Source organism: Paenibacillus sp. MAHUQ-45, assembly GCF_058133325.1.
In genome coordinates this window covers 341,882-364,493 of the sequence record NZ_JBYUPV010000004.1, presented here as the reverse complement: position 1 = coordinate 364,493, position 22,612 = coordinate 341,882, and the positions used below count along the sequence as shown (strand labels likewise).

The 22,612-nt window shown below is 50.8% G+C and carries 21 protein-coding genes and 1 riboswitch; all 21 genes read right to left on the bottom strand.

Annotation, left to right across the window (positions count from 1 at the left end; genetic code table 11):
* Positions 1–8: 8 nt before the first annotated feature.
* Positions 9–242 carry an AtpZ/AtpI family protein gene (locus AC3Y23_RS12375; RefSeq protein WP_066379089.1) on the bottom strand — a complete coding sequence of 78 codons (234 nt, stop codon included), beginning with the start codon at positions 240–242 and terminating at the stop codon, positions 9–11.
* Positions 243–420: 178 nt separating this feature from the next.
* Positions 421–1,581, bottom strand: a complete 1,161-nt coding sequence (gene wecB, locus AC3Y23_RS12370; protein ID WP_379199197.1) for a non-hydrolyzing UDP-N-acetylglucosamine 2-epimerase — start codon at positions 1,579–1,581, stop codon at positions 421–423.
* Between the two features lie 66 nt (positions 1,582–1,647).
* Positions 1,648–2,277, bottom strand: a complete 630-nt coding sequence (upp, locus tag AC3Y23_RS12365) for a uracil phosphoribosyltransferase (protein WP_066379093.1) — start codon at positions 2,275–2,277, stop codon at positions 1,648–1,650.
* Positions 2,278–2,721: 444 nt separating this feature from the next.
* The gene (gene glyA / locus AC3Y23_RS12360; protein WP_379199194.1) at positions 2,722–3,969 is read right to left on the bottom strand and encodes a serine hydroxymethyltransferase; all 1,248 of its coding nucleotides are present in this window, start codon (positions 3,967–3,969) and stop codon (positions 2,722–2,724) included.
* A gap of 56 nt (positions 3,970–4,025) precedes the next feature.
* Positions 4,026–4,685 carry a TIGR01440 family protein gene (locus AC3Y23_RS12355; RefSeq protein ID WP_379199192.1) on the bottom strand — a complete coding sequence of 220 codons (660 nt, stop codon included), beginning with the start codon at positions 4,683–4,685 and terminating at the stop codon, positions 4,026–4,028.
* Positions 4,686–4,927: 242 nt separating this feature from the next.
* Positions 4,928–5,010, bottom strand: a riboswitch (ZMP/ZTP riboswitch).
* A 46-nt stretch (positions 5,011–5,056) separates the two neighbouring features.
* Positions 5,057–5,644, bottom strand: a complete 588-nt coding sequence (locus tag AC3Y23_RS12350) for a low molecular weight protein arginine phosphatase (RefSeq protein WP_379199190.1) — start codon at positions 5,642–5,644, stop codon at positions 5,057–5,059.
* 132 nt (positions 5,645–5,776) lie between these two features.
* The gene (locus AC3Y23_RS12345) at positions 5,777–6,349 is read right to left on the bottom strand and encodes a manganese efflux pump MntP (protein WP_379199188.1); all 573 of its coding nucleotides are present in this window, start codon (positions 6,347–6,349) and stop codon (positions 5,777–5,779) included.
* 102 nt (positions 6,350–6,451) lie between these two features.
* Complete coding sequence (locus AC3Y23_RS12340) at positions 6,452–7,726, bottom strand: L-threonylcarbamoyladenylate synthase (RefSeq protein WP_379199186.1); 1,275 nt, start codon at positions 7,724–7,726, stop codon at positions 6,452–6,454.
* Between the two features lie 156 nt (positions 7,727–7,882).
* Positions 7,883–8,635, bottom strand: coding sequence for a stage II sporulation protein R (spoIIR, locus tag AC3Y23_RS12335; protein WP_379199184.1), 753 nt, complete (start codon positions 8,633–8,635; stop codon positions 7,883–7,885).
* 83 nt (positions 8,636–8,718) lie between these two features.
* A complete protein-coding gene (locus AC3Y23_RS12330; protein ID WP_379199182.1) occupies positions 8,719–9,921 on the bottom strand; it encodes an FtsW/RodA/SpoVE family cell cycle protein in 1,203 nt (400 codons plus the stop codon).
* Positions 9,922–10,460: 539 nt separating this feature from the next.
* Entirely contained in the window at positions 10,461–11,651 is a 1,191-nt protein-coding gene (locus AC3Y23_RS12325; RefSeq protein ID WP_379199180.1) for an FtsW/RodA/SpoVE family cell cycle protein, read from the bottom strand.
* A gap of 146 nt (positions 11,652–11,797) precedes the next feature.
* Entirely contained in the window at positions 11,798–12,766 is a 969-nt protein-coding gene (gene prmC, locus AC3Y23_RS12320) for a peptide chain release factor N(5)-glutamine methyltransferase (RefSeq protein ID WP_379199178.1), read from the bottom strand.
* A 4-nt stretch (positions 12,767–12,770) separates the two neighbouring features.
* Entirely contained in the window at positions 12,771–13,838 is a 1,068-nt protein-coding gene (gene prfA / locus AC3Y23_RS12315) for a peptide chain release factor 1 (protein WP_379199176.1), read from the bottom strand.
* A gap of 228 nt (positions 13,839–14,066) precedes the next feature.
* Complete coding sequence (gene ychF, locus AC3Y23_RS12310; protein WP_379199174.1) at positions 14,067–15,167, bottom strand: redox-regulated ATPase YchF; 1,101 nt, start codon at positions 15,165–15,167, stop codon at positions 14,067–14,069.
* Positions 15,168–15,296: 129 nt separating this feature from the next.
* Positions 15,297–16,631, bottom strand: coding sequence for a S41 family peptidase (locus AC3Y23_RS12305; protein ID WP_379199172.1), 1,335 nt, complete (start codon positions 16,629–16,631; stop codon positions 15,297–15,299).
* 200 nt (positions 16,632–16,831) lie between these two features.
* Positions 16,832–17,323 (bottom strand): GNAT family N-acetyltransferase, encoded by a 492-nt coding sequence (locus AC3Y23_RS12300; RefSeq protein ID WP_246316935.1) that lies wholly within the window; start codon positions 17,321–17,323, stop codon positions 16,832–16,834.
* A 40-nt stretch (positions 17,324–17,363) separates the two neighbouring features.
* Positions 17,364–18,500: a type 2 isopentenyl-diphosphate Delta-isomerase gene (gene fni / locus AC3Y23_RS12295; protein WP_379199169.1), complete on the bottom strand. Its 1,137-nt coding sequence runs from the start codon at positions 18,498–18,500 to the stop codon at positions 17,364–17,366.
* Between the two features lie 146 nt (positions 18,501–18,646).
* Positions 18,647–20,122, bottom strand: a complete 1,476-nt coding sequence (locus AC3Y23_RS12290; protein ID WP_379199168.1) for a phytoene desaturase family protein — start codon at positions 20,120–20,122, stop codon at positions 18,647–18,649.
* Entirely contained in the window at positions 20,119–21,270 is a 1,152-nt protein-coding gene (locus AC3Y23_RS12285) for a glycosyltransferase family 2 protein (protein ID WP_379199166.1), read from the bottom strand. Before AC3Y23_RS12285 ends, AC3Y23_RS12290 begins: the two co-directional genes overlap by 4 nt.
* Positions 21,267–22,007 (bottom strand): lysophospholipid acyltransferase family protein, encoded by a 741-nt coding sequence (locus AC3Y23_RS12280; protein WP_379199163.1) that lies wholly within the window; start codon positions 22,005–22,007, stop codon positions 21,267–21,269. Before AC3Y23_RS12280 ends, AC3Y23_RS12285 begins: the two co-directional genes overlap by 4 nt.
* Positions 21,976–22,596, bottom strand: coding sequence for a carotenoid biosynthesis protein (locus AC3Y23_RS12275; protein ID WP_379199159.1), 621 nt, complete (start codon positions 22,594–22,596; stop codon positions 21,976–21,978). Before AC3Y23_RS12275 ends, AC3Y23_RS12280 begins: the two co-directional genes overlap by 32 nt.
* Positions 22,597–22,612 lie beyond the last annotated feature (16 nt).

Genomic DNA, 22,612 nt, shown 5'->3' with positions numbered 1-22,612 from the left:
GAGTCATATTATCCATTCTGCTCCCCCAAAAATTTTTTGATTAACAGGACCACATTCACAATCCCCAATATCATACCGGTGATCGTGCCTATAGCCAGCCAATAATTGTGACCGTCCATCAGGTCTCTCAGCCATTTGGCGAGAAAGAAACCTATAATAATGTAAGCGGCTAACAAGGTACCTGCACTTCCAATGACAAGAGCAGTACGTCCAAGGCTTTCCCTGTCTTTTTCCTGTTTCATGGCTACAATCCCAACTAATTTTACTGAATTCTCAGACTCTTTGTCAATTCGTTGAACATTGCTCAAAAACCCTTGAAAACATGAAAATAATCACAGCAAAACGTTCCAAAACCATATAAACCGTACAGTTTCACTGTATGTTGATTTTATTTCATTCAGAATATTAGTTTTAATGATTTTATTTATTTTTTGTGAACATTCTGTGAAACTCTTCCGGACGCTCCTCAACCACTCCAAAATGATGCAAAATCGCATTGACAATTCTCTCGGATGCCTTGCCGTCTCCATATGGATTTGCGGCCTGACTCATGGATTGATAGAGCTCCTGATCAGTTAACAGAGCATGTGTCCGTTGATACACCTTCTCTTCGTCCGTCCCCACAAGCTCCAGTGTTCCGGCCTCGATCCCTTCCGGGCGTTCCGTGGTATCACGTAGCACCAATACAGGTACTCCGAATGAAGGAGCTTCCTCCTGCAGGCCGCCAGAATCGGTCAAAATCAAGTGGGTATGCGGATAGAAATTATGCAGATCTACGACATCTAGTGGATCAATCAGCTTGATTCTCGGGTGTCCGCCGAGGATCTCATGCGCCGGTTCCTTAACTGCTGGACTCGGATGCACAGGATACACAATGGCTACATCTTCGAACTCATCAGCGATTCTTTTTACGGCCCGGAAAATATTACGATGCGGCTCGCCTTGTGATTCTCTGCGGTGCGCCGTCATCAAAATAAGTCTTTTTCCTGACGCAAATTCCAATACAGGATGCTGGTAGTCCGGCTGTACGGTATATTGAAACACATCGGTTACCGTATTGCCTGTGATATAAATACTTGATTCTTTTTTGTTCTCATGTCTCAGATTGCCTGCGGACCAGTCTGTCGGCGCAAAGTGCAAATCGGCCAAAACCCCTGTCAGCTGACGGTTCATCTCCTCGGGATAAGGGGAGAGTTTGTTCCAGGTCCGAAGTCCTGCTTCCACATGACCCACCTGAATTTGTTGCAGGAATGAAGCATAACTGGCCAGGAATGTAGTCAGCGTGTCACCATGTACCAGTACCAGATCAGGCTTGGCCTCACGAAGTACCGGCTCCAATCCTTCCAGCACCCGAATGGTAATCTCGTTCAAGGTTTGGCGGTCTTTCATAACATCCAGATCATAATCCGGTGTAATCTTGAACACCTCAAGCACCTGATCCAACAATTCACGGTGCTGGGCCGTTACACACACGATAGATTCGATATGTTCGGGATGTTTCCCCAGCTCAAGAACCAGGGGTGCCATCTTGATCGCCTCGGGGCGCACTCCGAAAATCGTCATTACTTTAATTTTGGACATATCCCCTACCCACTTTCTCCATAGTTGCAATTGTTTCTAGATAAGCTTCAGTTATAGTATTCGTGATTACTTTGTTCCGTACAGGCGGTCACCAGCATCGCCAAGTCCCGGGATGATGTAACCATGTTCATTCAAATGGTCGTCCAATGCGGCTACATAAATGTCCACATCTGGGTGAGCTTCATGCACAGCAGCAACACCTTCCGGTGCAGCGATCAGGTTCATCATTTTAATTTGGGTACAGCCACGATTCTTCAGTGAAGTAATAGCAGCAATGGCCGAACCGCCAGTAGCCAACATTGGATCAATGACAATCAGTTCGCGCTCCTGCACATCTGTAGGAAGCTTGACGTAATACTCAACAGGCTGCAACGTATCCGGATCGCGGAACAAGCCCACATGACCCACCTTGGCTGCAGGCAGCAGCTTCAATACGCCTTCCAGCATACCAAGTCCAGCACGAAGGATAGGAACCAGTCCCAGCATTCTTCCGGAAATCACCTTGCTTTGTGTCTCAGCAACCGGCGTCTGCACGGTTATTGTCTCCAGTGGAATATCGCGTGTAATCTCGTAAGCCATCAATGTGGCAACTTCATCAACATGCTCTCTGAACTCCTTAGTGTTAGTCCGCACGTCGCGAATAAATGTCAGTTTGTGTTGAATCAAAGGATGATCGCAAATCACCAATTTTCCCATTAACTTGTCCCTCCGGTAATTATAAAGTCTTTAGTCTCAAGCCCTAGTAAGCGCTTTGCACCTGTTCTGTGGCTAAATCTCATCTATTATATCATCACCGCCGCCGCTTTTCACCCTACGACAGAAACTACAACAATACTCTTCGAAAACAGTTCAATTATTACATCATTATCCAGAGGAAGGATTTAAAATGCATCTAATGTCTATTGCAACCTTGTGAAAACGTGCTTTAGTCTGCACAACTTCAGCTTTTTCATACTTTTCACAATTTCATCACGCTTTTTATTGAAAATTCCATGAACTTTCATGATTGATTTCAATACATTTCAATCCATAATCAATCTTCCAGTTGTGAACATTATGCAACAAAAAAACCTCCGTAGAGCCGGAATCCCGGCCCACGGAGGCAGAAAGGCAGTACAAATACTGAAATTATTATACAGATTAGTATTTCAATTCAGGGTACAGCGGGTATTGATCTGTCAGCTCAGCCACTTGGCGGCCAGCCTCAGTCAAGATCGCTTCATCCTTCGGATTCTTGAGCACATTCGCAATGATCCGGCCAATAACACTCATCGCTTTCTCATCCATGCCACGAGAAGTAACCGCAGGAGTACCCAGACGGATACCGCTAGTTACAAATGGACTAGTTGGGTCGAACGGAATAGCATTCTTGTTCACGGTAATACCAATGGAATCCAGTACCTTTTCCGCTTCTTTACCGGTAATACCCAAGTTGCGGGTATCAATCAGCATCAAGTGGTTGTCTGTTCCACCAGAGATAATGTTAATGCCTTCACCAAGCAATGTCTCGGACAATACCTTAGCATTCTTGATAACATTTTCGGCATAAGTCTTGAAGGATGGCTGCAATGCTTCACCGAAGGCAACCGCCTTGGAAGCAATCACATGCATCAGTGGTCCACCTTGCGTGCCTGGGAATACAGCTTTATCAATTGCAGCTGCCCAAGGTTGTTTACAGATGATCAAGCCACCGCGTGGTCCACGCAGCGTTTTGTGTGTTGTAGTTGTTACAAAGTGAGCATGTGGAACTGGGTTCGGGTGCAAACCTGCAGCAACCAGACCTGCGATGTGAGCCATGTCTACCATGAACAATGCGCCAACATCATTGGCAATAGCAGCGAGTTTTTCAAAATCAATGGTACGCGGATAAGCACTTGCACCAGCTACGATCAATTTAGGACGGTGTTTGAAAGCGGCTTTGCGCACTTCATCATAGTCAATAAGGAAAGTATCCTCTTGCACACCGTAAGCAACGAAGTTATAAAGCAAGCCGGAAGCATTAACCGGGCTACCGTGTGTCAAGTGACCACCATGAGCCAGGTTCATACCAAGTACAGTGTCACCAGGCTTCAGGGCTGCCAAATAAACGGCCATATTCGCTTGTGCACCAGAGTGCGGTTGTACATTGACATGCTCTGCACCAAACAGTTGCTTAGCACGGTCGCGAGCCAGATCTTCGACGATGTCTACATCTTCACAACCACCATAAAAACGCTTGCCCGGGTAGCCTTCAGCATATTTGTTGGTAAGCACCGAACCCATAGCTTCAATAACAGCTTCGCTGACGATATTCTCAGAGGCAATAAGCTCAATATTCGCGCGCTGACGTTTCAGCTCCAATCCCATCGCTTCCAGTACTGCCGGGTCACTCTTACGCAATTGTTCCATGTTCTTATTTCCTCCCTAGTATTGTGTTTATGTTGTGTTTAGTGAAAACCATTAAGTTATTCGCAGAGCGGGGTTCCGCTTTGCTCCTGTGTCCGGTAGACGGCACGTTCGCCGCCGATCAAGGCAGGTCTGCTCCATGCAGCGTTCACTCTAGCTTCTCCAATGTAACGCAGGCTAGGACGGAAAGGCACGGCCACACGTCGTAAATGCATGCCGATCAGCGTCTCCCCGATATCAATACCAGCATGAGCCTGTACGGTTTCTGCCAGCACAGGGTCTTTCATGGAGCGATAGGCAGCAGCAGCCATCGAACCTCCTGCGACGGGAATCGGCACAGCTGCAACCTCCTGTAACCCTAACCGATCCAGCAAAGAGCGCTCCATCACCAAGGCACGATTCAAATGCTCACAGCATTGATACACCGGATGGAATCCGAGTTCATCAGCTACCTCAGTAATGCCAGCAAGCAATTGCTCTGCCACAGCCAGCGCTCCGCCAGTCCCGATCCGGGCACCGGCTACCTCGCTGGTGCTAGCTCCAACTACAAGAATCTTGCCGGGACCCAGCTTCCCTGCCGTAGCAAGCTCTCGAACCACAGTGGCAGTAGCCTCAGAGAGCAAGCGTGCATTGTCTGAAGAATGATCTTCTTCCCCGACAGATCCTGCAGGGTTAACCGCGCGCTCTTCCCAAGAATTGTTCTGCTTCATTTCATCCATTGCCCTACCTCCTAAAATGTTATGACGATACCTCATCATCACCACTTTCGCTTCAGGGACAGATACGGCTGTACCTCTCCAGGAAGCGAAAGTCCAAGACTTTCGGAGGCTGGCAGATACTCTTATTACGCTATAAACCACCCATATCTGTAAGTAAGAAATATAAGGATACATATCTAATAGTCAGATAATTCCATCTATTTCAAACAAAAAAGAGCAGTCCGCAGGTAGCTGCGGATTTGCTCTTTTGCCCAGGCGACCGGCCGTTTATTCCGATGCTCCATCGTGGTTTGATCCACAGTTGTCGCCAGTTACATCGGAACCGATATTTCTTACATCTTAAAGCAAAGAGAGCCGAAAATCAACCTTCTTTACAAACGTCTTACAGACTGTAGCTTATCCAGCAGGCTATGCAGCGCCTTGCGGATCTCGGCAGCTGTTAGCTCATAATCATCACGACTGCCACCAAAGGGATCAGAAATATCAAAGCTCGGAATGCGTTGACGAATCTCGATGATCCGCTGCAGTGCGGCAGCATCCGGTTCCCCTCCAAGAGCAATGGACATTTCTGCTTCTGCATAGAGGCTATCCAGCTCCTCGATATCTTCAGTGACTGACGCTTCATCATGTACATATTCTTTCAGCGTATATGTCTTCGTCACGGCATCTGGAAAATATTGCAGTAAATGCCGCTTGTGACTACCTGTCAGTGTTAACACAAGATCCGCCCAGGCTACTTGTTGACCTGTAAGCTGAGAGGACTGCATGAGATCAAGCACACCCTCATCCCGCAGTATCGCCGCAGCATGTCTGGATATGGATGAGCCTGAAATGGCGGATACTCCTGCAGACCGCACCTCCAGCTCCACTCCGCGCGCCTTGGCATACTTCCGCAGAAGCCCTTCTGCCATAGGACTGCGGCAGGTATTGCCGGTGCAGACGAATAAAATATGCAGCATGTTTATCCACCTCCCAATAAATATTTAAATTCATTCCGCCATAGTTTTCAGTACCGTTCAAATCACTTGATTGGGCAAAAACTATGGGCAGAAGACATAATTAGTTAGAATACTTCCGGTGCCGTTATTGTATCAGAAGATGAACAGCAAGCCAAACCCCAATAGGATCGCCCCGCCAATCGCCTCGCCGTACGTACCAAGCCCACGACTGACATGCCGCCCCAGCAGCAAACCTGTAATCGACATTAGCCCGCCGCAAATGCCAAAAGCCAGTATAGTCAGTAGAATACTGTCCACGAACATCCCTAAAGATACACCTACCGAAAAAGAATCTACGCTGACACTGAGCGAGATCAACAGCATCCCCCAAAAGGTGCGATGATCCCAAACCCTGGGACTGTCATCGCCCGAGCGAAAGGAATTAAAGATCATATGCCCGCCCAGAAGGAGCAGCAACCCTCCGGCAGCATAGGTGGTAACCTGTCCCAATAAATTTCCGACGTAGCTCCCTGTCACTAGACCGAGCAAAGGCATAAGCACATGAAAGAAAGCAATAAGCAGGCTGAGCTGCAGGATATGCAGCAGGCGGATACCTTTCATTCCGATCCCTACTCCGAGGGAGAAAGCATCCATTCCCAGCGCAATTGCCATAATGGCAATCGTTACAACCTGTCCCCAACCGGCATATACCTCTCCTAAGCCCATGGCCATACCCCCAAAATCGCAAATGTCTTGTACAACCACAATATGCGGACAAGAAGGTAAACATGACAACAGGGAAAAAGGGCATGGGCACTGGGCGGGAGATTACTCGACCGCGATCACAGTTCCGCCGGCGGCTTTCATAAGCCGGTTCATAATGGCAGCGCCGAGGCCGGTTTCCGGACAAGCCTCGGCCAGAATGTAGGTCGCTCCCGCCTCATCGAAGCGCCGCAGCGCGGCATATAGGGAGCGGGCTCCTTCCTCCGGCGAGTGAATCGAGCCGAGGGACACCACGCAGGCAGCAGGAGAGGCGGGATAGAAAGCGGCATGCTCCTCGAAGCGGAGCAGCCCCGTGATCCCGCCGTCAGTCTGCGCCGCCTGCAGCAGCTCTGCCGCAGTCTTCGCCACGGCTTGCGGCGAAGACCCGCGCACAACGCCGAGCCAGCCGCGCGGCGCGTAGTGCGTGTACTTCATGCCCGGCGCACGCGGAGCCGGGCCATTGTCTTCGCCCGCGCTGTCGCCAGCGGGCAGGCCCGCAGCCGAGACCGCAGGCGCAGCTGCGGTTTCGGCTGCATGGGCGGGCGCGGTATCTACAGCGCCCGCTCCAGCCACCGCCGCCAGCTGCTCGGCGGTGATTCCGCCGGGACGTAGCACGGCCACCGTGCCTTCCGGCAGGACCTGTACCACCGTCGATTCCAGTCCGACGCCGGCGGCACCGCCATCGACGACAGCGTCGATGAATCCGCTCAAGTCTTCCATAACATGTGAGGCGAGCGTCGGACTCGGGCGGCCCGAACGATTGGCGCTAGGCGCAGCTACCGGACAGCCGGCCTCACGCAGCAGTGAAAGTGCCACTGGATGACTAGGGATACGAATGCCGACAGTATCCAGTCCCGCTGTCACTCTCGGGGACAATACGCCAGGCCGAACGGGAAGCACAAGCGTTAACGGGCCAGGCCAGAAGGCTTCCATCAACGCTGTCGCGGTTGGATGAACCTCCTCCACCAATTCATCCAGCGCCTTCTGATCCGCGATATGCACAATGAGCGGATTGTCGGATGGGCGTCCTTTTGCCGCGAACACCGCCTCAACCGCTGCCGTATTCCGGGCGTCAGCCCCGAGGCCGTACACAGTTTCCGTAGGAAACGCTACGGTTCCTCCTTCCCGGAGAAGCGCTGCTGCTGCGGTAATTGCAGCATGGTTTGCTTCTTCTTCTATAAGCGAAGCCCCAGTTGCAGAAATCGTGGCATGATCTTCTTCTTTTTCTATTAGCGAAACCTCTGTCGTCTCATTCAGCAGATGAAGCTTCCAGTACTTAGTGTCCTTTATATTTCCTGTCTGCCGTGGAAGGGCAAACTTGGTCTCGATGTTCTTTTCCATACATATCACAAGCTTTCCAAAGAGTAGAGTAATGATTACAAGCAGAGCATTTTCGTATAAAAACAGGCAAAATCACGCTGCTTTTGAACTTTTAAAAAACGACCCCACCCTGTGGAGCCGCGACGCTCAGCTTTTAAAATACTACCATATCCGCCCTCAGGACCACAATCCACTGATCCAGTTCCACAGGTTTTGCAGCAGCTCCCAAACGAAGAATTTCACCGCAGGCGTTTCTCCTGACTCGCCATTCTGATCTGTAGTCGATTTGTCTCCTTGCGCAGCCTTTTCACCCAGAGCTTTGTTGATAGCCTTACCTTCCGCTCCGGCAGCAGATACAGTCTTCACCTTGGCAGCCGCAGGTGCTGCGGCATCCCCGGACCCGGCATCTATGAAGCAGAGAGGTGGAAACAGGACACACCACCAGTTTTGCCCCTTGCCCGCGCCCAGTGTAATTCGTAAGGCTTCATAGTCACCAGCCGGATACACCTTGCCACCGTACATTTTGGTAGGGAACGGAACCACGCCGAGCTCCACATTATATGAATAATCGATGCCCCGCTGCTCTAGTTCTTGACCGACCAAAGTGTTCAGCTCAGGCAGATGCCGACGGATTAAGACCCGGGCCTGCTCCAGACTTTGTGGGTCCTCAAGTCCAGACACCCATTGGTTCATTTGGGCTACCACCGCATCACGAATTTGACGTTTAACAAGCTGATCCTGGGTTCCATCCGAGTTGGCCAGAATCCGCAGGCGGATCGACTCCGTAGGAATGGACGACTCAGCTACGGCCGCATCCGTTTTCTGTCCTTCCCACATCATGAGAATCACCATAAAAAAACAAATTAAAATGGCAGTATACTTAAAGGTAACACGCAATGAATCTCCTTTATGACCTGGATTGCTATTCATATCGGCCCGCCCCTCTCTCTTAACCTCTCATATTCGTCAGTATGTCCAAGAGAGAGAGAAGCCAAACCTAGTAATCTATCAAATTAAACCTTTAGCATTCGGGAATTGGCCAAGCCAGCCGAAGGCACAGGTAAATCGGGCTGGGCCTCGCCTCCGTGCAGATGTACGCTCATTACAATGCCCATAGCAGCCATGTTGATGAGCACTGAAGTTCCGCCATAACTGATGAAAGGGAGTGTAATCCCGGTGAGCGGCATCAATCCGATGAACGCCCCGATATTTTCAAGAATCTGATATAGCAACATAGCTGCAACGCCAATTATCAGGAATGTACCACTTCGTTCCCGGCACTCCAGCGCAATCACAATCATTCGATGGATGAGAATAAAGAAGAGCAGCAGGACAAACGCAGAACCCAAGAAACCAAATTCTTCAGCGATCTGTACAAAGATAGCGTCCGAGTACGTATAAGGTACCCGTCCGGCCTGTACAGAGTCCCCGTTCATATAGCCTTCCCCGCCCATACCGCCGGAAGCGATAGCAATTTTAGCATTCTTGGTATGATAACTTGCATCTGCCGTGGCCAAATCCGGGACAAGCCAGGGGTCCAGACGTGCAATCAGATGCTTTCTACCAATCGTCTCTCCGAGGAATTGCACGGCTTGATCATGATAGTGAATATAGCCCAGCGCGAGACCGACTCCAGTAACGCCGATCAGGAGCAGGCCGATCAGTGCATGTGTGAATTTGATATTTCCGATCCATACCAGACCAAGCATTATTACAATATAACTGAGCGCATTTCCCAAATCATTCTGCACAAGCACTAATACAAAAGGGATCAGCGTCAGTAGGCCAATGGGTATGACCCCTCTCCAGAAAGTCAGAACAGCCCCTTGCTTGCGCAACAGGAATGAGGCCAGAAACAGAATAAGAACGAGTTTAAAAAGTTCGGCCGGTTGCAATGTTAGCTGCCCCAGCTTCAACCAGCCCTGCGCACCGTTTTGTTCTTTGCCGATGAAGATGACCAGTACCAATAGTCCAAGGCCCAAGGCATAAATGTATTTCCCATAGCGGATAAACAATTTGTAATCCACAAAGGCAAGCAAGATAAAAGCCATAAACCCCAAGAGATCATACTTGAGCATCTGGAGGTGAAAACCATCCAGTTTCAAGGGGCTTATCCTCCCGACTGTAACGCTGTATATCGAAAATATACTGATGCTCATCAGCATAATTAGCACAACAACGATCACAGGGTCCACTCTCTTCAATTTTTCCAGCATGGTTCAATCTGCCCCTTATCCTCGTTCATTTTCAGCACTTTTCTAGCAATGTCGTGCTATGGCTAACTTACTTCATATGAAGAGCTCACTATCCACTTCAAGGCGCTGTTGTCACTATGGTGAATGCCCGGACCACCGGTCGAATTGCCCACAGATTTTCTCTTATACCATACTTCTACTCTTTCAAAGCCCCTGCATCCCCCGACAGATCATTCGCCTTCATGCGATAAATCCACCTAACGATCTCCGGAGTGTAATTAGCGGCAATTCTGTACCTTAAATCTTCCCGAATACCCTGTACAGCGTGCTTTTCCGAAAAATAAGATGCAAAAATGCCGTTAGTTGGGGAGGCAAACTAGTTTTACTGTAAAGAAGAGTAGCTCGTATATTTATTGTAAATGCCCGCTCTGAATTATACAAATTTATACATCACATCACTTTGAAGCCCACTAACCCTTCACACAACGCAAAAAAAACCGCCAGGCACTATCTTTTCAGACAGTTCCAGCGGTTTAGCAGATGTAATGTTACTTATAAAGCTATGCCTGCTTCGCAGGTGCTTGATAGTTATTGCTCGGATTAGGAAAATCCTCTTCTACTTCTTGTCCGTGCAAGCGTACGCTCATGACAAGACCGATGCTGGCCATGTTGATGAGCAGGGAGGTTCCCCCAAAGCTGATGAACGGCAGCGTGATTCCCGTTAACGGCATCAGGCCGATGAAGGCCCCGATATTCTCAAAGATTTGATAGAGCATCATGGCGACAATTCCGACGATCAGGAATGGCCCTCCCCTATCCCTGCTTTCCAGGGCTATCAATATCATTCGATGGATGAGAATAAAATATAGCAGCAATACCAGCGCGGAACCCACGAAGCCAAATTCCTCGGCAATCTGCACAAAGATGGAGTCAGAATAGGTGTATGGTACACGATCCGTCTGCACGGAACTACCGTTCATGTATCCTTCACCGCTCATCCCACCAGAAGCAATAGCCAGTTTGGCATTCTTCGTATGGTAGCTCGCTTTGGGCGTGGCCTTATCAGGCACAAGCCATGGATCAAAACGTTCGATCCAGTGGGATCGACCAATATCTGTAAGAAAGACTTTAATATCGTCGTGATAATGGATGTAGCTCATAATCCCAGCAACCGCGGAGCTCCCAATAACGATCAGTCCAATCAGCGCATGAGTAAACTTGATATTTCCGATCCAGAGCATCCCGACCAGAATGACAAGATAAGCCAATGCATTACCTAAGTCATTTTGTGTCATGACAATTAGAAAGGGGACTAGCGTAAGCACAGCCAGCGGTATGACATCACGCCAGAACGATAACTTGTTCTTATTCTTTCGCACCAGCACAGATGCCAGAAAAAGAATGAGCACGAGTTTGAACAACTCGGCAGGCTGAAGACTCATGCCGCCTGGCAGCGACAACCAGCCCTGCGCATTATTTTTGGTCTCGCCCATGAAGCTGACAAGCACCAGTAAGCCAATACCGCCGAGGTATACGTATAAGGCGTACTTCACTAATATTCTATAGTCCAGAAAAGTGATTCCGGTCAGCGCAATAAAGCCGATCACATAATACTTCAGCATCTGGATATGGTGTCCGTCCAGCTTTTCTCTCCCATGAGTTACACTGTATATGGCTGAAATACTGACGCACATCAAGATCAACAGAACGACTATGACGACGCCATCGATTTTTTTAATCTTCTGAAGCATGTTCTGCCTCCTTGCTCTCTACTGGCTTTCGGGTACTCATCATGTACTGAACAGCCGCCATTGTCTATTGTAAGGGACGGCTCACTTAAAATACAAATCCTTTGCAGCCAGCGGTCGCCATTGTACTTATAACAACGGCTCCCGAGCTATCTTCTTAGTCCCAGCACATGACGGGGAATCCCGGCGAGATCATCAACGGTGATGATCTCGTTCCAGTGACCCGCAGCTTTCAGGAGCGCGGCCACCTGCTCAGCCTGGCCGAAGCCAAGCTCAAAGCCAATCAGGCGCGGCGGAGCCGGGAGCAGCGGGAGCTGCTCCATCATGCGGCGGTACGGGTCCAGACCGTCCGCGCCGCCGTCGAGCGCCGTGCGCGGCTCATGGTCGCGTACCTCGCGCTGCAGCCCGGCGATGTCACCGCCGGGAATATACGGCGGGTTGGAGACGAGAATATCCGTCTCCATTCCCGCGAACGGCTCGAGCAAGTCGCCGAGCCGCAAGTCCACGGCCGTGCCGTGCCGCTGCGCGTTGCGCCCGGCCACGGCCAGTGCCGCCGGCGAGATGTCGCCGGCGCAGACCACCCACGCCGGCGCTTCCGCCGCCAGCGTGACAGAGATCGCTCCGCTGCCGGCGCCGATATCGACGGCGGTCAGCGGACGTGCGGCGCCTTTGGCTGCGCCGCCGCTTTCTTGCGCGGCTCCACCCGCCGCGCTGCCCTTGTGCGCCGCTGCGCCCGGCGCAGCAGCCGGCCATAGCTCTCCGGCGTACCGCAGGATCGCTTCCACGAGCAGTTCCGTCTCCGGCCGGGGAATCAGCACCGCGGGTGTCACTTCAAAAGCCCGGCCGTAAAATTCCTGCTCGCCAATGATATACTGCACCGGCTCACCGGATGCACGGCGGGTCACCCCGGTCTCCCAGGCTTCCCGGATATCCGCTGGAAAAGCATCCGCCAGCGCCATATAATACGCCGCGCCGGACAAGCCCAGCACATGCTCCAGCAGTAGCTGGGCACTGCGCTGCGGTTCGTTGCAGCCGCTGCGGCTCAAAAAAGAAGAAGCCTCCGCAAAGGCTTCCCGGATGCTTTGCACGCGAGGCATGACATATACGTCGTGTTTCAAAGCATTATTCTCCTTTTTCCATCAATTCTGTCTGTTCTGCCAGCGACAGTGCCGAGATGATGTCTGTGATCTCCCCGTTCATGACTTGCTCCAAACGGTGCAGCGTCAAGCCGATCCGGTGATCAGTAACCCGGCTTTGCGGGAAGTTGTACGTACGAATCCGCTCACTGCGGTCGCCGGTACCAACTTTACTTTTGCGCTCCCCAGCATACTTCGCTTCTTCTTCCTGACGCTTCATGTCAGAGATACGAGCACGAAGAACCTGTAGCGCCTTCTCCTTATTGGAGTTCTGCGATTTACCGTCCTGACAGGTAGCCACGATGCCTGTAGGCACGTGAGTCACGCGCACTGCAGACTTCGTTGTATTAACGGACTGACCGCCTGCTCCACTGGAACAGAAGGTGTCCACACGGATGTCCTTGTCATGGATTTCAATTTCAAAATCCTCAGCTTCCGGCATTACGGCCACCGTCGAAGTAGACGTATGAATACGTCCTCCGGATTCTGTGGTTGGAATACGCTGTACGCGGTGTGCGCCACTTTCGTATTTCATTTTGCTGTAAGCACCCCGGCCGTTAATTAGGAAGATAACTTCCTTGAATCCGCCAAGGTCGTTCGCGCTAACATCCATCAGTTCAATACGCCAGCCTTGTGCATCAGCATAACGCGTGTACATACGGTAAAGGTCAGACGCAAACAGCGCCGCTTCATCTCCGCCGGCAGCGCCGCGGATTTCCACGATTACGTTCTTATCATCATTAGGATCTTTAGGCAGCAACAGAATACGGATTTTCTCCTCCAGATCACTCTGGCGCGAGGATAGGTCATCGATCTCCATCTTGACCATTTCCTTCATCTCATCGTCCAGCTTCTCAGCCTGCATCATTCTCGCGGCTTCCAGCTCTTCCATTACATTTTTATATTCAGCATAGGCCTCATAAGCGGGCTGCAGATCAGATTGTTCTTTGGAATAATCCCTCAGTTTCTTACTGTCGTTTGCAACATCCGGATCACAAAGCAGTTCACTGAGTTTCTCATAGCGGTCCGCCAAGGATTGCAATCGGTCCAACAAGGGAATTCACCTCTCCTGATTCAAAGTTCAATATCTTTTAAGCGAAATAAATGTCGGTAAACTAAAGATATACACGACTTTATATTATACCACCGTTCCTCGCAATTGGCTACACTTCACTTCGCTGGGAATCGGCATGATCACAGGATATTTTCTATATAAAAAGGGGACAGCCAGGAAAACCACTACCTCCAAGCTGTCCTTTATTATAAATAGGCCTTTGCTTCCTTATACGTTGAAGCGGAAGTGCATAACGTCCCCATCCTGCACCAGATATTCCTTACCTTCTAGACGAAGCTGTCCGCGTTCCTTAGCACCGTTCATCGATCCGGCAGCTACGAGATCATCATAAGCTACAACCTCGGCACGAATAAAGCCGCGTTCGAAGTCTGTGTGGATTACTCCTGCTGCGCCAGGCGCTTTAGTTCCCTTACGGATAGTCCAAGCACGAACCTCCTGAACGCCCGCTGTGAAGTACGTGTACAGACCCAGCAAACGGTAAGCGGCTTTGATCAGACGGTTCAGCCCGGATTCTTCCAGACCTAGCTCCTCTAGGAACATCGCCTTGTCCTCGCCTTCGAGCTCGGCAATTTCCGCTTCCACCTTAGCACTGATCGGCACAACCTCCGCATTCTCGGAAGCAGCAAAATCACGCACCTGCTGTACGTATGGATTGCTATCCGCACTCGCTACTTCTTCTTCACTGACATTGGCCGCATATAATACCGGCTTCTGTGTCAACAGGTGAAGGTCGCGGATAATCAGACGCTCGTCCTCAGTCAATTCTACGCTGCGGACAGGCTTATCGTCATACAGGGCTTCCTTGATACGCTCCAGCAGTTCAACTTCCTGCACAACTTTCTTGTCTCCGCCCTTAAGGTTCTTGCGTGCACGCTCGATACGCTTATCCACGCTCTCCAGATCGGCAAGAATCAGCTCCAGATTAATGGTCTGAATATCGCTGATCGGATTCACCTTGCCGTCGACATGCGTAACGTTCTCATCTTCAAAGCAGCGTACGACATGAACAATCGCATCCACTTCACGGATGTGAGCCAGGAACTTGTTACCAAGCCCTTCGCCTTTACTCGCACCGCGCACGAGACCTGCAATATCGACAAATTCAAACGCGGTCGGAACCGTTTTGTTCGGCTGAACCAGCTCAGTCAGCTTGTCCAGACGCTCATCCGGGACTTCCACCACGCCAACGTTCGGGTCAATGGTACAGAATGGGTAGTTCGCGGATTCTGCACCCGCTTGTGTGATCGCATTAAACAATGTGGATTTCCCTACGTTAGGAAGCCCGACGATTCCTGCTTTCAAAGCCATTTATATGACAACTCCTATTTTCAGTTGATTTTGGAACAGATCTCCGATAAGTCGTACGATCTAAACCATTATATATTAGAACAAATGGTCCAGCAACACTGGATCTCAAGGGAAAGAGCGTTTGATCATTCAACTGGAGGCCGCAAGCTCCAAGGCCTTCTTAATCGCAGGTTGTTTCAGCAACGGTTTGGACGTATCCGGGTCGACCTCTACATCCGGTGTAGTCTTCACTTCCTCGTTGCAGCTGCCATCCGAACTAAGACCCATTTGAAAGGAGAATCTGAACACAAATCCGCTGTTCGGCAGAGCTACCAATAGAGGGTCTATTCCGAGCCCGTCTCCGCCCGTTCTACCGCCAATAATCGTAGCAAAGTCGGTTCCTTTGGCGAATGCCGCAAAGCCTTCCGAAGCAGAAAATACAAAGTTGTCCACAAGCAAATAAATATCCCCTTTAAAACCAACAGGATTCACTGGCTCAAAAACATTTGTTTCTTTCGTATAGGATTTGAACAGAGTAGTAGCTTCAGGCGGCAGAGCGGGCAGATGTTCATTCTCAATATTAGCGATGGGTTCCAACGACAATATTCCCCGAGCATTTAAAAATTCGTCAGCAAAAGTTCCGCCTCTATACAAATAGTACGTATTGTAGGTAATAGGTTCTTGGATAAGCAAAGGTACTATGTAATTGCTCCAGTAACTGCTGTTGCCTCCCCCATTACCTCTGATATCTATAATCAAGCTATCGTAGTCTTTTACCTGTGTCAAAAAGTTACGGATCTCGGTAGCATCACACTTCATGAACTTGGTGTCAAAACTGCGGATTCCCAAGTAAGCAGCTTCATTCTCCTGGATCATTAGTTTTTTTATATTGCCTGTCCCACAGCCGTTTGCTCCGCTTTGATCAGTAGCGTTGTTGACACTATCACCTTGTTCGTTAGAGCGTTGCTGCTCAGCTGCAGGAGACTGCCCATAGCGGGACAGAACTTTCGGCTGCTTTAGCACCTCGGCCCAAGGACCGCTACCGTAAATTTGAGGAGAAGTATAAATGCTAAACAGTTGATTGTAAAATGCTCGATCCAGCAGCCCAGTGTGTCCGTTATTCAGCTGCATAAGGGTGATATTCATTTCTTTATAGAACTCCTCATCCGTTGCGGTTGCCTCGATCTGACTCCGGTATTTGTCCTTATCAGCCAACCAATCCTTACCATGCAGCCTTTTGTTCACCTCAAAGAAAGGGTAGTTCTCCTCCATAATGGTCCACATGTATTCAAAATCCTCCAGCTTTTCCTTCATAGTCAAAGAGATTGCTGAATGGGGAGACGTAGCTGAAGTTAGAGTTTGCATATTCTTGGTCGTGGCAGGGACTGTAGCTCTGTTGGAGGTGAAATTGCCACCTCTGCTGCAGCCAACGAGAGTCAGGGCTGTCATAACTATAAAGATCACCCATTTGATAAATGATTTCAATATTGGTCTCCCCTTTCTGCAATAAATTGCTGGACCTGCCGTTTGAACTCGCTATTCATATCATATTTTCCTTTTAGTGCTAATTCAAAGATATATCTCACACTTACATTCCTTCTCTCTCCAACGCAAAAAAGACCTCTCCCGAGGTCTTATCTGATCAGCATAACACATCATGCTTCATTTATGGATTGGCCGCGTAATTATGAACGGTCCTCTTCTAACTTCAGTTCTTTGGACATGGAGATATCCGTAATGATGTATCCCATTTTCTTGTACAGTTCAAACGCCCGAGTATTCTGGCCGAAGACATGCAGACCGATCTTGGTGACTCCCATCTTGCTTGCTTCTTCATCCAGTGCCTGCATAGTCAGTTTGCCGTAGCCTTTGCCCTGATAGGGCTCAAAGATGTAAATATCATAGATGAAGGCTTCCCGCCCGCCGCGACCTTCGGTCACATTGAACCAGATATACCCGATTGACTCCTCAACGTCCTCATGCACTACCGAATAAAGATATGCACCTTCTGTATGTAGTCCGCTTGGCAGAAAGCGGGTGATCGCTTCCTGTGACAGCTTAAGGGCATTATCCGGGTCCCAAGCTCCTGATTTCACCTTCTCAGCAGCATATTCCCTGGTAGATTGGCTTAAAAAGAATTGAAAGGTCGACTCGTCCATTTGAAGAAGTTTGATCATATCATTATTCCTTCCCAAAATCAGTATTCTTGGTCACAGCCTATTTTCTCAGCAAGCGGGGCGTACTTCGTAGCTTGTGTAGATCAGGTGCGCCAATACCGAACATTGCAGTGCGCAGCTCCAGCTCCACCTGAGCCAGTGCATTGTCCAGCACGGTCTCCGACTCTACAGCAGGGCCAAGCAGGTTGCGGCCAAAGCCTGCTAGATCAGCGCCCAGCGCCAGCGCCTTGGCTGCATCCACACCGTGCCTTAGTCCACCGCTGCCAATCAAGGCGCCTTGGGGAGCGGCAGCCCGGACATCGGCGATACTTTCAGCCGTAGGAATGCCCCAATCGGCAAAAGCTTCCGCCGCGGCCCGCCGCACAGGATCGATGCTACGGAACTTCTCGACCTGACTCCAGGAGGTTCCGCCAGCTCCCGCCACATCGATGAAGGCCGCCCCGGCATTGTACAACCGGACTGCAGTTTCGCCATCGATGCCCCAGCCCACCTCTTTGATGCCAAGCGGTACCCCAAGGTCCCGGCAGAGCCTCTCAATCTTCGGCAGCAGCCCAGCGAACCCGGTGTTTCCTTCCGGCTGGAATACCTCCTGAAGGCCGTTCAAGTGCAATACCAGCCAATCGGCTCCGGCAATCTCCACGGCCCGCCGGCATTCATCCACACCAAACCCGTACGATAACTGCACAGCTCCAATATTAGCAATGACCGGAATGCCAGGTGCCTTGTCCCGTACACGGAAGGTCGACGCCAGCTCGGAACGTTCCACAGCGGCCCGGACCGATCCTACGCCAAGGCACCAGCCACGCCGCTCGGCCGCTTCAGCCAGCCGGTCATTGATGGCGCCGGTAGCAGCGCTGCCCCCGGTCATGGAGCTGATCAGCAGCGGGGTGCGCAGCTTTTTGCCCAGAAATACAGTGTCCAGAGAAATGTCTTCAAAATTAAGCTCGGGAAGGGCATTATGCCGGAAGCGGTAATCATCAAAACCTGTCGTAATTCCATTCCCTCCGACCTCTTCATTGAGGCAAAGGCGTACATGTTCGATTTTACGTTCTCCTGTTGTGGATGACGGCAGCAAAGACTCAGAGGCCCGAGCATTTAATGTCTGCGGCTCTCTTGATCGGTTGTTACCTGACCTGTCATCCCTCCCGGTCGGCATATTCTGTGGTGTATGATTCATTCGGTCTTCCTCCGTTCCCGGCCCTCTATTCTACCTCTGCAGAAGAGTAGCCATCCTCTCCTTAGTCGGTTCATTTTGGCAATATGCTTCATTATAACACAACTTCTCAAAGGAACTTACAATGCCATCCATCTCTCTCTGAAAGCTTAGGTTCTGCTGGCAATGTGTTCGCCCACCAGCCGCCCTGACAGTGAAACTACAGGCGTCCCGCCTCCGGGATGCGTCGTGCCTCCCACATACCATAACCCTTGCACATCCGGGGAACGGTTACCTGGTCTTAGAAAGGTCTGACGTGCGGAATTGGAAGAAATCCCATAAATCGCTCCCCTGTGCGCAAGTGTATCTCTCTCGATATCCTGTGGCGTGTAATGGAGCAATACTTCCGACTGACTCAGACCGGCAATGCCGTGTCCTGCAAGTGTATTGAAGATGCGTTCCCGGTATGACAACGATTCCTCTTCCCAGACACAGGCATCATTCATATAAGGCGCATTGGCCAAGATAAACAGGTTGCTCCCTCCTGCAGGCGCCATCCCCGTCTCCGAATAACCGGAATGGCAGACGTAAACGGCAGGATTCTGCGGTGGACGCTTCTCATCAAAGATCGCCTGAAATTCCAATTCATACTGTTCGGGAAAAAATACTGTATGGTGCCGCAGCACATCGTATTGTCGGGATACCCCGGCAAGTGTCACAAAGCCCGATAGGGATGGCTCGTACCCGGCTATGTTTCGATCGTTCATGTGCGGACGACTGACTTCCGGCAGCAGCAGCCGGTTCATGCTGAGTACATCGCCGCCGACAATAACTGTCGATGCCGGATAAAAGCCGGAAGAAGTCTCAATCCCCTTCACGACTCCGTTCAAGACTGATAAGTCAGTGGCTTCAGTGCCTGTAATGATCTCCACTCCCAACCGCTCGGAAAGAGCAAGAAGTCCTTCTATCAGCTGATAGGTGCCGCCTCGCACGCCATACACGCCCTTCTGCCCCTCCAAATAAGCCAGCATTGCGAAAATTGCAGGAGAACGGTAGGGAGAAGAGCCTACATAAGTAGCATAACGCCCCAACATCGCAAGGGTATGGGGATGGCTGAAATAACGCAACAGCAGCTTCTGCAGCGTGAGGAACGGCTTTACACGCAGCAGACCCTTGATCAGGGAGGGGGACATTTTATCCCGCCAGGAGAGGAGAAGACGGTTCAGAAACTCCTTTTCGCTCAGTCTGAACATAACGGCTGCTTCCTCCAGAAAATCGCTATAGCGTGCGGCATCCCGAGGACTGTATGCAGCAATCTGCGCCTTCATAAACTCGATATCCCTGGAGAAATCCACAACTGTTCCGTCATAAAAAACATTTCGTGTGCGTGGCTCTAATTCATACAGTTGGACGTAGTTTTCCATGTCCACACCTGCCAATTTATATAGGGAGCGGAATACACCTGGCATCGTAATCGTACTTGGCCCCCGGTCAAACGTGTACCCGTCCGATTCAATACGTTGCAGCTTGCCACCAGGCCGATCCTGCCGCTCAAGCACCTTAACTTCCCAACCCTTGGACGCTAACGTTATGGCACATGATAAACCGCCAAAGCCCGCGCCAAGAATGACAGCTTTCCGTTTCATGGATAACGCCTCCCTTTCCATTCATATCCTCGGCCCGGCAAACCTCCCCGCCAAGAGGCGATAGAGATGCCTACCAGACAGAGAATACTCACCGGCATCAGGAGACACAACCAAGACGGCTGCTTGCCGGAGCCATCACTGACTCCCTTGATCGCCATCCCTGTCATCATACCTCCCGCAGACCATAACATTGCCGTTCCGTATCCTTCAGCAATTGCGAAAACAAGCATCACGGGCGGCATTACATATAACAAGATGTAAAATACCAGGATTGCCAGAAGCAGCAATGGGCGACGGCCCAGACCATCATAAATATTTTTGCGATAGCCATTCCAGACCTCCCGGGCATTATGATACATTCGCATGTCGGTGTAATCGGTTATATCCGTCAGCGCGACTGGATTTCCACTTCTCTTAACAGCGCGCGCCAACGCCATGTCATCTACCAGTTCAGTGCGAATTCCAGCGTGGCCCCCGGCGTCAGCATAGGTCTCCCTGTGTATGAGCATGAATCCACCGTGTGCAGCTACAAATCGGGGATCGCCGGATCCCCTGACAAGTGGAAGCGGTAAATGGCAGAGAATGGTGAAGTTCATCAACGGTACTATCAGTCTTTCAAGCCAGCTGACGGTAGTCTGCCGTGGAAACCCAGTGATAAGCCCGCAGCCCTGCCCCCTGGCTGTCGTTAGCGCCGCCATCAGCGCGCCGGGCCGGAGTCTTATATCTGCATCGAGATACAGCAGCCACTCCCCTCGCGCCGCCTCTGCAAGCTGGGCACAGGCATGGGATTTGCCCAGCCATCCTGAAGGGAGCGGTTGTCCGGCCATTACCCTGACCCTGCCCTGACCGGCATCACGCGCGACATCGGCCGTTCCATCAGTAGAACTGTCATCCAGCACTAGAATTTCTGTATCGGGAGGGAGTCCGCAATTGAGAACAGACTCCAGACAAGGCCCGATGTTGGTGGCTTCATCACGGGCCGGGATCAAGATAGACAACTCCAAACCTTGAACCTTGTACTTAGAACGCTGCCGTGACCTAATATTACGTGTCGTAACGCCGAGCTTCGGAAATCGAGAGATGTTCCATACCGCAAAGATACCTTGAAATACCAAGATGGCCATCAGGAGCTGCAGAAACTGAATCATAGCTTGCCCCGCTTCCCCAACACAGCATCGAACCATTCGTTAGTGGACCTTCCACTCTTCATCAGAGGAGCGAACAGCTCTGGCACATGTCCGCCCTGTTCCTGAACCATCCTCCGATGAGCATCAAGCTGCCCCTCCAGCATCCCCTGAAGTTGATCACGGATATCGTCCCGGTGCAGCGCCTTCCAGCTTCGATGCATCGGCTTCCCTACAAGCAGGGTGGCTTCCGGCTTGGAATGCTGGAACAGGCCATGGTACAGTGTGACGGGAACTACAACAGCTTCAGGGCAGAGCCGCAAAAGTAGCCCCACACCGGACTTCAGCATCAGGGGCCGCTGCTCCAACGGTCGAATCTCACCTTCGGGATAGATCCAGACCCTGCCGCCAGCTTGAAGCAGACCCGCTGAGTAACGCATAGATGCGCTAACTTCCCCCGGTCGACTAGCGTCGATGGAATACGCCCCGAGCTTGCGAAAAAAAGCATATTTACGCAGCTGCTTCTCCTCCATCATAAAATAGTGATCGCCGCCCGTTAGCATTCGGGCGGCGTGATAGGCCAGCAGCCCATCCCACCAGGAGCTGTGGTTCATGATATAAAGAAGTGGCTTGCCAGCATAGCCCGGAGGCTCCAACTGACCGGCAGAGCCAAAAAAGCGGAAGTGTCGGCGGATCAGATATAGGGCATTATAGTGATAAAACAGCTGATCAAATCTTTTCTGCTTTGTGGCTTCCAGCATAACGCAGACTCCCTTCCGACAGTAGAATACCAATGACGGCTATCACTGTACAAAGTGGCAATCCTTCTCGTGCCCCTAGCAGTCCGAACATTATAAGAATCGCCTGATACAGCCTCGTACCCAGCCGTGTGGCCTGGAATGTTACAGACTTCTGGGGAAGGATTAGGGATAACATAGCGCCCACCATAAACCATCCTACAAAATTGCTGCCCGGGACACCATAAAATCCACCATCCGCATTCCAATGCCAGAAGCCTCTGGCATGGGCAACAGGATCAAGTACGAGATCCATGAGCACAGCCCAAAAGCCCACCTGATAAGCCCGGACAACAATCAGCCGAACGCCGGACAACCCTAAATCTCGGGTGATCAAGAACGCATTAATAACAACAGCAATCCAGGCAAAACCCAACGTAACAGGTACGCCATACAGTTGCGGACCCAGAATATCGGAATACACATAGCTTCCGAACAACCTTCCGGAATGAACACCGACCCATTCTACAGTCATTCCTCCAGTCCAGATCACAATGAAAGGAAGCCACCCCTTTACAAGCTGTCCTTTGATCGCCGATTGGTCCGACAACATTTTGGGCTTCCCCCGC